We start from the raw sequence: 10,291 nt of genomic DNA on the forward strand, positions 1-10,291 counted from the left end.
CCGCGTGGACGCATCTGGTCGGCATCAAACCGCAGCGGGGCCGCATCTCCACCTGGCCGCTGCCGGAGGCGTTCAACGGCATCACTGCCAACGGGGTGCTCGCCCGCACGGTCCAGGACGCGGCGCTGGTGCTGGACGCGGCTTCCGGTAATGCCGACGGTGACCTGCACAAACCGCCCCCGATCACGGCGTCCGACTACGTGGGAAGGGCGCCGGGACAGCTGCGGATCGCGATGTCCACCCGCTTTCCCTACACCGGGTTCCGCGCCCGGCTGCACCCGGAGATCAGGGCCGCACTCGAGCAGGTCGCCGCGCAGCTTCGACTGCTCGGGCACATCGTGGTCCCGGGTAATCCCGATTACGGTGTGCGCTTGTCGTGGAACTTCCTGTCCCGCTCCACCGCGGGGGTGCTGACCGCCGCGAATGCGCTCGGCGGCGCGGTGGACCTCGACCCGCGGACGCTGGCCAACATGCGCACCGGCCGGCTGTTGTCGCAGGCGGTGCTGCGCAAGGCCCGCGCTCACGAGGCGAAGGATCAGCGCCGGGTGGGTTCGATCTTTCGCATCGTCGACGCGGTGCTCGCCCCCACCACCGCCCAGCCGCCGCCACTGGTGCACGCGTTCGACGATCTGAACGCCCTGGCGACCGACCGCGCCATGATCGCGGCCTGCCCGGTGACCTGGCCGTGGAACCTGCTGGGCTGGCCGTCGATCAACGTGCCGGCCGGATTCACCGCCGAGGGCCTGCCGATCGGGGTGCAATTGATGGGGCCCGCCAACAGTGACGGTCTGCTGATTTCACTGGCCGCGGAATTGGAGGGCATCAGCGGCTGGGCGGCACAACAACCCACACCGTGGTGGCGCACCGATCCCAACCCCTGCCCGTAACGCCCGAAAAGGCGGCGACCAGCGACTTCGGCGGTGCCATCGGCTGTCCGCTAAGCTTGGTCCGTCTTCGAAGTAGGACCTCATATCCACACCTGAAATGCACTGGGGAAAGGCGTCTGCAAAATGGCCGCTCTGTCGTTGACCAGGATCGCTGTCGCAGCCGGCAGTCTGGCTTTGTCGCTGTCTGCTGGGGCCGGGTTCGCGTCCGCGGATCCCGACCTCGGGCCGATCATCAACACCACCTGTAACTACTCGCAGGTGAACGCGGCGCTGAACGCAGAGAACCCCGCGGCCGCCGCGGAGTTCAACGCCTCGCCGATGGCCCAGACCTGGCTGCGGTCCTTCTTGTCCTCGCCGCCCGACAAGCGCCAGCGGATCGCCACCCAGATCCAGGCCATGCCCGAGGCCCAGCAGTACATCGGCACGATCACCTCGATCGCCGTCTCCTGCAACAACTACTGAGCAGAGCCCAGCGGTGAACCCGCGCGACAAGGTTCTGATCACCGCCACCGAGCTCGCTGAGCTGTTGGGTGCCGGTGATCCGGTGACGATTCTCGACGCCCGCTGGAGCCTGGAGGCGCCGGACGGACACCAGGCCTACCTGCAGGGTCATCTGCCGGGCGCGGTGTACGTCTCGCTCGAGGACGACTTGTCCGACCGTGCCGTCACCGGCCGGGGCCGGCATCCGCTCCCGACCGGTCGCAACCTCGAGGCCGCCGCGCGCCGGTGGGGGGTGCGGCGCAACACGCCGGTGGTGGTCTACGACGACTGGAACCGGGCCGCGTCCGCACGATTGTGGTGGCTGCTGTCTACGTCCGGGGTGGCCGGAGTGCGCATCCTCGACGGTGGGCTGTCGGCCTGGACGGCGAACGGCGGCGTATTGCAGACCGGGGAGGTCTCCCCCGAACCGGGCAACGTCACCGTGCTGCCCGAGGATCTCTACGACGGGCTTCGGCCCACCCTGACCGCTGACGAGGCCGGCGACGGCGCCGGGTCTGGCACGTTGGCGCTGCTGGATGCCCGCGCCCCGGAACGGTTCCGCGGCGATGGGGAGCCCGTCGACGCGGTCGCCGGCCATATCCCGGGCGCGAAGAACCTGCCGTTCACCGCGTTGTTGGACGCCGACGGGACTTTCCTGCCCGATGCCGCGGTCGCCCGGCTGCTCGCCGACCGCGGTGTGGGGGCCGACGACGCGGTGGGCGCCTACTGCGGATCGGGCATCAGCGCGACGGTGATCGTGGCGGCGCTGGCCGCCGCCGGCCGGTCCGCCGCGATGTTTCCCGGGTCGTGGTCGCAGTGGAGTTCGGACCCGTCGCGGCCGGTGGCGCGGGGCGAGGACTGAGCTCCGCCTCAGCTCAGGTGGAAGTCCGCCGGGTCCGGGCCGGCCAGCATCGCGTTCATCGTCGCGCGGTCGAACGGCCATAGGTCGACGGCGCCGCCCTCGGTCAGGTACCACGAGTTGCAGCCGGTGTTCCAGACCGTCGGCCCCATCGCGGCGGCGACCTCGTCGTTGAACCGTGCCGTCGCCTCCTCGGTGACCTCGACGCTCGCCAGCTCTCCGTCCCGGAATCTCTCCAGCCACTGCGCGATGTAACGCGCGGTCAGCTCGGAGGTGTACTGCAACGAGATCGACCCGGTGGGCGAGTTCGGACCCAACACCGTGAACAGGTTGGGGAAGCCCGGGATCGCCGTCATCCGGTAAGCGCGCGGGCCGGCGGACCACGCGTCGTCGATGCTGATCCGGTCGCGGCCGAGCAACCGCATCGGGCGCATGTAGTTGTGGGCGTGAAACCCGGTCGCCAGCACGATGACGTCGGTGTCGCGGTGGGTGCCGTCGGCGGTGCGGATGCCGCTCGGGGTGACTTCGGCGATGCCGGCGGTGACGAGGTCGCTGTTGTCGGCGCGGATCGCCCGGTAGTAGCGTCCCGACACCACTTGGCGCTTGCACAACGGCTGGTAGTCGGGGGTGAGTTTGGCCCGTAATTCTTTGTCCCGAACTTGAATTCGCAGACATGCTCGGGCATAGGCCTGGACGGCCCGACGTCGCCACGACGGGTGGGTGGTGACGTCGGTCAACAGCGCCGACCCGCCGAAGGTCATGAGCCGGTACAGCGCCCGGTGCAGCGTCGGGAACCGCCCCAGCACCGCGGCAGCACCCGGGACCTGCCGCAGCGACGTGGGCGCCCACAGGATCCACTGCGCCGAACGCACGTAGTGGTCGATCGACGCCGCACCGGGCTGCAGCGCGGACACCACTTGCACACCGGTCGACCCGGTTCCGATCACCGCGATCCGCTTGCCGGCCGTGTCGAGCTCGTCGTCCCAGCGGGCGGTGTGCACAACCGCGCCGGCGAAATTCGCCAGCCCCGGGATGTCGGGGGTGAACGGATGGTGCAACACACCGGTCGCGCAGACCACGAAATCGGCGACCAGCTGCTCACCGGCGGCGGTGGTGAGGGTCCAATGTCGGCGCTCATCCCACTGTGCGGCGGTGACCTCGGTGTCGAGCCGGATCAGCGGCGCCAGCCCGAGCCGGTCGACGACGTCGCGGTGGTAGCGCTGGATGGCCGTGCCGGTGGCCCAGGCATGCCGCCAGTCGGGTTTCGGCGCGAACCCGAACTGATAGATCTGCGACGGCACATCACACCGCAGACCCGGATAGCGATTCCAGTGCCAGACGCCGCCGACGTCGGAACCCTTCTCCAGCACGGTGATGTCGGTGAACCCGCGCTCACGCAGCACATGCGCGGTCGTGATGCCGGCGATGCCCGCGCCGATCACGATGACGCGGGGCTCGCGCGCGCTCACCGCCGATCCCGCGCCGACGGCGTACGCATAACCTAGCTGCGCAGCGCCGACACCGCGTCGACCAGCAGCTGGCGCGCCCGATCGGCGTCGACCATGCCCGGCGGCTGACCGCGCACCGCCTGCGGGCTCGCGGTCACCTGCACCAGGGCGCTACCGAGGTAGGCGGTGAAGGTGTAGGACTCACGGGACTGCTGTTGGCCGTCTTTGCCGGTGATCTCGATCTCGGAGTGCGAGCCGGCCGTCTTGGCACGGTCGATCTCGGGCGCATCGGTCTCATCCAGGTAGCCGGTGAGCTTGCCGGCCTGGAAGGAGACGTGCTTGCACCTCTCGGCGGCGGACTCGTCGTAAGGCAGATCCTGGTCGGCCTGCATGGCGATGGCGACCAGCTGGTTGCCGTTGCCGACGATCGAGACCATCGACATCTTGCCCCGGATGCCCTTGGGGGGACGACCGCTGCTGGCCGCGTAGTCGGCGCAGTCCGAGGGCTCGAAGGTCACACCGGGCGGCATCTTCTGCGGCCCGAGAATCTTGGGATCGATGTCCTTGGGACCCTGGGTCTGGGTCTTGTATTCCGAGCCGAACGTCGACTCGACGTTGAACAGCTTGGTGGTATCGATCGGCTTTTGGCCGCCCCCGCAACCGGTCAGTGCTTGCGCGCACATGAGCAGGCCAACAGTGGAGACAACCAGCGACTTGGGTTCCAGCACCCCTGGAATGTACCCAATGGCGCCTGCCGGCGAGAGAATGTGTCCCCGGTCCGGCCACCGGCGGGGACCGTCCGTGGTCTGGCGCGCCGGCGGGCCGAGCTGCCCGCCGGCTCGCGCGGGGGCATAGGCCGGTTCTAAAACCCCAGCCGGCCGAGTTGTTTGGGGTCGCGCTGCCAGTTCTTGGCCACCTTGACCCGCAGATCCAAGAAGACCTTGGTGCCCAACAGCTTTTCGATCTGGGAGCGGGCGGCGGTTCCCACCTCGCGCAGCCGGGAGCCGCCGCGGCCGATCACGATCCCCTTCTGGCTGTCGCGTTCGACGTAGAGCACCGCGTACACCTCGATCAGGTCATCACGGTCTTCCCGCGGGCGCACTTCGTCGATCACCACCGCCAGCGAATGCGGCAGTTCGTCGCGCACCCCCTCCAGGGCGGCCTCCCGGATGAACTCGGCCATCAGGGTCTCTTCGGGTTCGTCGGTCAACTCGCCGTCGGGGTAGAAGGCCGGGCCGACCGGTAGCGCCGCGGCCAGCACGCCGATGAGGACGTCGACCTGCTCGCCGCTGACAGCCGAGACCGGGACGATCTCGGCCTCCGGGGCCAACTCACCGACGGCGACCAGTTGTGCGGCGATCTTGTCTCGGGAGACCTTGTCGATCTTGGTGACAACGACCACCAGTTTCGTCTTGGGGGCGACAGCGCGGATCTGCTCGATGATCCAGCGGTCCCCCGGGCCGATCGCCTCATCGGCCGGGATGCACAGGCCGATGACGTCGACCTGCGCGTAGGTGTCCTTGACCAACTCGTTGAGCCGCTTGCCCAGCAGCGTTCGGGGGCGGTGCAGGCCGGGGGTGTCGACCAGGATGATCTGGAAATCCTCGCGGTGCACGATGCCGCGGATGGTGTGTCGGGTGGTCTGTGGCCGGTTGGAGGTGATCGCCACCTTCGCGCCGACCAGAGCGTTGGCCAGGGTGGACTTTCCGGTGTTGGGACGGCCGACGAAACACACGAAGCCGGAATGGAATTCGCTCACGAGAGACCTTTCGCCGAACGTGCACTCAGCGCGACTTCTCGCGGAGACTTTCGCAATGAGCGCACGCTCGGCGCACTCGCGACGGGTTGTGCGCCCGGCAGATCACTGCTCAACTGCGGCCTCCTGACCGTCGGGGTCGACCGGGCTGACCAGAACGGTGCTGATCCGCACCCGCCCGCGGCTGTCGCGGCTGCCTTCGGCCCGCAGCCGCAGTCCGTGTGACACTACCTCGGAGCCGGGCAGCGCGACCCGGCCCAGTTCCAGCGCCAACAAGCCGCCGACGGTCTCGACGTCGAGGCCGGCGTCGAACTCCATCCCGTAGAGTTCACCGACGTCCTCGATGGGCAGTCGTGCCGAGACCCGGAACCTGTTGGCCCCCAGATCCTCCACCGGTGCCACTTCACCCTGGTCGTACTCGTCGGCGATCTCGCCGACGATCTCTTCAAGCACGTCTTCGATGGTGACCAGCCCCGCTATCGCGCCGTATTCGTCGACCAGCAGCGCCATGTGGTAGCGAGCGCGCTGCATGTCGTGCAGCAAGGCGTCGAGCGCCTTGGAGTCGGGCATGAACACCGCTGGACGCATCACCTGCGCCACGGTGGTGTCCCGCCCGCCGTTTGTCGAGTAATAGGTTTGTTGGACAAGGTCTTTCAGGTAGACCACGCCGAGGATGTCGTCGACGTTCTCGCCGATCACCGGGATGCGGGAGTGACCGCTGCGCACCGCCAAAGAGGTGGCTTGTCCGGCTGATTTGTCGTGTTCAATCCAGACCATCTGGGTGCGCGGCACCATCACCTCGCGGGCGGGGGTGTCGGCGAGCTCGAAGACCGACTGGATCATCCGGCGCTCGTCGGCGGCGACCACCCCACGCTGCTGCGCCATATCGACCACCTCGCGCAACTCGATCTCGGAGGCGAACGGCCCATTGCGGAATCCCCGGCCCGGGGTCAGCGCATTGCCCAGCAAGACCAGCAGACCGCTGATCGGGGCGAGCAGCACCGAAAGGACTTGCAGCGGAAGCGCTGACGCCAGGGCGATCGAATAGGCGTTCTGCCGCCCCAGAGTGCGGGGCCCTACCCCGATCACCACGAAGCTCACCACCACCATGGCGGCCGCGGCCGCGAACAACCCCCAGTCCAGCCCGAGCACCGAGTGCAACAGGAACACCAGCAGCGCGGTGGCGGTGATCTCGCAGGTGATGCGCAGCAGCACCACCAGGTTGATGTAGCGGGGCCGCTCTGCCATCAGCTTGGCCAGCCACACCGCACCAGGACGTTTCGCGCGGACCAGTTCGGCGACGCGCGCCACCGAGACGGTGCTGACCGCGGCATCGATCGCCGCGAACAGTCCGCCCAGACCGATCAGCGCGATCACGCCGACTACCAGCGGTGTTCCGGTCACGGTTCGTCGAAGTACCGAGACTTGTCCAGCAACCGGCGGTCCTTCTCGCTCTGGGTCTCGGCTCGGTAGCTCTCCACCTGGTCGGCGACCCACTCCTCGAGCAGCCGGCGCTGCAGCGCGAACATCTCTTTTTCCTCGTCGGGCTCGGCGTGGTCGTAGCCCAGCAGGTGCAGCACGCCGTGCACGGTCAGCAGCGCGAGTTCCTGACCGAGCGAATGCCCCGCCGCCGCGGCCTGTTCGGCGGCGAACTCCGGGCACAGCGCGATGTCGCCGAGCATCGACGGCCCGGGCTCGGGGGCGTCCGGGCGCCCGCCGGGCTCGAGTTCGTCCATCGGGAAGCTCATCACGTCGGTGGGCCCGGGCAGATCCATCCAGCGCATGTGCAGGTCAGCCATCGCGGCGGTGTCCAGCAGCACCATCGACAATTCGGCACCGGGGTTGACGTCCATCCTGGCCAGCACGAACTTGGCGACGCTGACCAGCTCGACCTCGGAGACGTCGAGACCGGATTCGTTGGAGACCTCGATGCTCACCGGCGAGACCGGCCCTGAGCCGCCCGGCGGGCCGCCCGGTTCATCGTCAGTCCCGGCTGGGATTGTTCGGCTTCATGGCGTGAGTAGGCGTCGATGATCTCGGAGACCAACCGGTGCCGTACGACGTCGGCGCTGCTCAGCTCGGCGACATAGATGTCGTCGATGTCGTCGAGGATGTCCACGGCCGCCCGCAGCCCGGATCTCGCGCCGCCGGGCAGGTCGATCTGGGTGACATCGCCGGTGACCACGATCTTCGAGCCGAAGCCGAGCCGGGTCAGAAACATCTTCATCTGCTCGGCGGTGGTGTTCTGCGCCTCGTCGAGGATGATGAATGCGTCGTTCAACGAGCGTCCCCGCATGTAGGCCAGCGGCGCCACCTCGATCACCCCCGAGCTCATCAGCTTGGGGACCAGCTCCGGATCCATCATGTCGTACAGCGCGTCGTAGAGCGGACGCAGATACGGGTCGATCTTCTCGCTCAGGGTGCCGGGCAGAAAACCCAGCCGCTCACCGGCTTCCACCGCCGGACGGGTCAAGATGATCCGGGTGACCTGCTTGGTCTGCAAGGCGTTGACGGCCTTGGCCATCGCCAGGTACGTCTTGCCGGTACCGGCGGGCCCGATGCCGAACACGACGGTGTGGGCGTCGATGGCGTCGACGTAACGCTTCTGATTGAGCGTCTTGGGCCGGATCGTCTTGCCGCGCCGCGACAGCACATCGAGGGTGAGGACCTCAGCCGGGGACTCGTTGCCGACGCCGGTCAGCATGCCGACGCTGTGACGCACCGTTTCCGGGGTGAGCGGTTGGCCGCTGGCCACGATCGCGATCAGTTCGGAAAGGACCCGCTCGGCCAGGGCAACGTCGGCCGGCTCCCCGGAGAAGGTGACGGCGTTGCCGCGTACATGTAGGTCGGCGGCCAGCAGGCGCTCCAGGGCGCGAAGGTTCTCATCTGCGGAACCCAGCAGACCCACGACGAGGTCGGGTGGAATATCGACACTGCTGCGAACCTGTGAGGCCGGCACGGCAGCGGGGGTATCGCGGGGCGTCACGGGGTTTTCGATGCCTGCTTTCTGGTCAGCGCCGGGTATCAGCGGGTCAGCCGGTTGCTGTGAGTCTACCGTCGGGCACCGGCGACTCCCAGCGGTTATGCGCCGACGGCCTGCTCAACGGCACAACAGCGTGTTGGCGGGCAGGTCCTTGTCGAGCACCTTGTCCGCCTGGACCGCGCCGGCGATCGGCAGCCGTGCCTCATCGAGCAGGCCGATTGGGCCAACAGCGACGCCCGGTCCCAGTCGATGCATTCGCAGGCCACTTTGCCCGCGCCGATAACCATCACCACCACCACCGGCAGCCGGACCGGGCGTCCGGTCGGCGCGATATTCGGCAGGAACGCGGGCACCGCGACGTCGTGGGCGAAGGTCATGGTCATCTCATCGACGAGGTCGGAACCGACCGTGCGGCATACCGGGACGATCACGGTGTCGGCGGGCCAATGACCGATGAAGTGGCGAGCGTAGAAGTCGGTCAGGGCCTCGATTCCGACGCCGGTGACTTCGGCGAGCGGTTCGTTCAAGACGGATCGCGACGCGTCGCGCAGACTTCCGCTATGAGCGAGCACGATTTCACCCCCGCCCTGGGCCGCCTGAGCTTGACCGGTTTCGCTGAGGCCCGCCTGTTCGACGCCGTGGTGGCGCTCACCCGCGAGCGGCTGTGGCGCGGCCTGACCGTCGAGCACCTCGCGCCGCAACCGGATGAGGACATCCTCGACGTGGGCTGCGGCACCGGGTCGCTGGCGCTGCTGGCAGGGCAGATGCAACCGCAGGCACGCATCACCGGTGTCGACCCGGACCCGAAGGTCCTGGCGGTGGCCCGGGGCAAGGACACCGCCGGCCGGGTGCGCTGGCTGACCGGCATGGGCGATGCCCTGGTGGAGTCGGTGGGTGCGGAGTCGATGAACGGGGTGATGTCCAGCCTGGTGCTGCACCAGTGCCCGATGGCGATGAAACGCGCCATCCTGGCGTCGATGTTCGCCGCACTGCGGCCGGGCGGCCGAGTGGTGATCGCGGACTTCGGGCTGCAGCGGACGCGGCTGATGCGGCTGGCGTTTCGGATCGTTCAGTTCGCCGACGGCAAGACCGACACCCAGCCCAACGCCGAGGGCGTTCTCCCGGAACTGATCTCGGCAGCCGGTTTCGCCGATGTGCGGGAGGCCGAGGTGGTGCCCACCATCACCGGGACCATCTCGATCTATGTGGCCCGCAAACCGTGAGCGCTCACCGCGTGTAGCACGATCGTCGGCGTCAGGCCCATCATCTCCCGCATCTGCCGGGTGAAGTGGGCCTGATCGGAGAACCCCGCGGTGATCGCGGCCTCGGCCGGCGGCATGCCCGACTGCAGAGCCGCCACCGCCTTGCCCAACCGCGACCAGACCCGCCAGCGAGTCAGTGGCATCCCCAGCTCGCGGCGCGCCAGCGCACGAAGGCGCTGCGCCGAAATACCTGTCGCCGCAGCCAGTTCGGGCATGGGAATGCTGCCTTCGGCCAGCATGGCCAACGCCGTCACCAGGCGCGGGTCGAGTTCTTCCGACGGCCTGTGGCAGGCGGCGGCGACGTCGTCCTCGCACAGGTCGCCCAGCTCGGGGGCGGCGACGATCCCCACGCCGTAGCGTTGCCGCAGCCGGTCGGCGAACAGGCAGTGCGGTTCGATGAAGTAGGTGGCCAGGTCCGGTGCGGCGAGGATGCGGTGCGGTGCCATCGGCGACACCACCAGCGCGACGCACTGATGACGATTTCCGTCGAGGTCGACCATCGCCAGTTCACCACTCCCGGCGACCACGATCTGGAAGGCGCCGTGGCGGTGAATCGGGCCGCCGGCCACCGGGCCGCGGTACACCGCGTAGCCATCGCCGATCATCAGCGCCGGCG

The 10,291-nt window shown here is 68.3% G+C and carries 12 protein-coding genes; 4 read left to right on the forward strand and 8 right to left on the reverse strand.

All coding sequences use genetic code 11. The features are described 5' to 3' along the window. The 3 genes from DQP56_RS19550 to DQP56_RS19560 form a co-directional block, all read left to right on the forward strand. On the forward strand, positions 1-887 hold an 887-nt coding region (locus DQP56_RS19550; protein WP_286167786.1), incomplete at its 5' end, for an amidase family protein. Between the two features lie 123 nt (positions 888-1,010). After that, positions 1,011-1,349 carry a hemophore-related protein gene (locus DQP56_RS19555; protein WP_112688269.1) on the forward strand — a complete coding sequence of 113 codons (339 nt, stop codon included), beginning with the start codon at positions 1,011-1,013 and terminating at the stop codon, positions 1,347-1,349. Positions 1,350-1,362: 13 nt separating this feature from the next. Then, a complete protein-coding gene (locus DQP56_RS19560; protein ID WP_112688272.1) occupies positions 1,363-2,229 on the forward strand; it encodes a sulfurtransferase in 867 nt (288 codons plus the stop codon). 8 nt (positions 2,230-2,237) lie between these two features. Here the strand turns inward: DQP56_RS19560 and DQP56_RS19565 are convergent, their stop codons facing one another. The 7 genes from DQP56_RS19565 to DQP56_RS24475 all read right to left on the reverse strand — a co-directional run bounded on the left by DQP56_RS19565 (position 2,238) and on the right by DQP56_RS24475 (position 8,940). Next, the gene (locus DQP56_RS19565) at positions 2,238-3,695 is read right to left on the reverse strand and encodes a flavin-containing monooxygenase (RefSeq protein WP_112688275.1); all 1,458 of its coding nucleotides are present in this window, start codon (positions 3,693-3,695) and stop codon (positions 2,238-2,240) included. A gap of 32 nt (positions 3,696-3,727) precedes the next feature. Then, on the reverse strand, positions 3,728-4,402 hold the full coding sequence (locus DQP56_RS19570; RefSeq protein ID WP_165825087.1) for a DUF5642 family protein: 675 nt from the start codon (positions 4,400-4,402) through the stop codon (positions 3,728-3,730). Positions 4,403-4,536: 134 nt separating this feature from the next. Then, entirely contained in the window at positions 4,537-5,433 is an 897-nt protein-coding gene (era, locus tag DQP56_RS19575; protein WP_112688277.1) for a GTPase Era, read from the reverse strand. Positions 5,434-5,535: 102 nt separating this feature from the next. Then, positions 5,536-6,834, reverse strand: a complete 1,299-nt coding sequence (locus DQP56_RS19580; RefSeq protein ID WP_112688280.1) for a hemolysin family protein — start codon at positions 6,832-6,834, stop codon at positions 5,536-5,538. Further along, positions 6,831-7,367, reverse strand: coding sequence for an rRNA maturation RNase YbeY (gene ybeY, locus DQP56_RS19585; RefSeq protein WP_112688283.1), 537 nt, complete (start codon positions 7,365-7,367; stop codon positions 6,831-6,833). The genes DQP56_RS19580 and ybeY overlap by 4 nt, the downstream gene beginning before the upstream one ends. Beyond that, a complete protein-coding gene (locus DQP56_RS19590) occupies positions 7,364-8,416 on the reverse strand; it encodes a PhoH family protein (RefSeq protein ID WP_112688286.1) in 1,053 nt (350 codons plus the stop codon). Before DQP56_RS19590 ends, ybeY begins: the two co-directional genes overlap by 4 nt. Positions 8,417-8,511: 95 nt before the next feature. After that, positions 8,512-8,940, reverse strand: a complete 429-nt coding sequence (locus DQP56_RS24475) for a hypothetical protein (RefSeq protein WP_133258976.1) — start codon at positions 8,938-8,940, stop codon at positions 8,512-8,514. Positions 8,941-8,973: 33 nt separating this feature from the next. Between DQP56_RS24475 and DQP56_RS19595 the strand changes: the two genes are divergently transcribed. Continuing rightward, a complete protein-coding gene (locus tag DQP56_RS19595) occupies positions 8,974-9,636 on the forward strand; it encodes a class I SAM-dependent methyltransferase (RefSeq protein WP_112688290.1) in 663 nt (220 codons plus the stop codon). Here the strand turns inward: DQP56_RS19595 and DQP56_RS19600 are convergent. Continuing rightward, positions 9,615-10,291 (reverse strand): AraC family transcriptional regulator (locus DQP56_RS19600; RefSeq protein ID WP_234825739.1); only part of this gene is annotated, 677 nt, incomplete at its 5' end. The two genes, DQP56_RS19595 and DQP56_RS19600, sit on opposite strands and share 22 nt — an antisense overlap.

Source organism: Mycolicibacter senuensis (assembly GCF_003284925.1).
Classification (GTDB): Bacteria; Actinomycetota; Actinomycetes; order Mycobacteriales; family Mycobacteriaceae; genus Mycobacterium; species Mycobacterium algericum_A.

Excerpts from the sequence above, each read along its gene's own strand:
- DQP56_RS19595 (WP_112688290.1), top strand. The coding sequence starts at position 8,974 with ATGAGCGAGCACGATTTCACCCCCGCCCTGGGCCGCCTGAGCTTGACC.
- DQP56_RS19555 (WP_112688269.1), top strand. The coding sequence starts at position 1,011 with ATGGCCGCTCTGTCGTTGACCAGGATCGCTGTCGCAGCCGGCAGTCTG.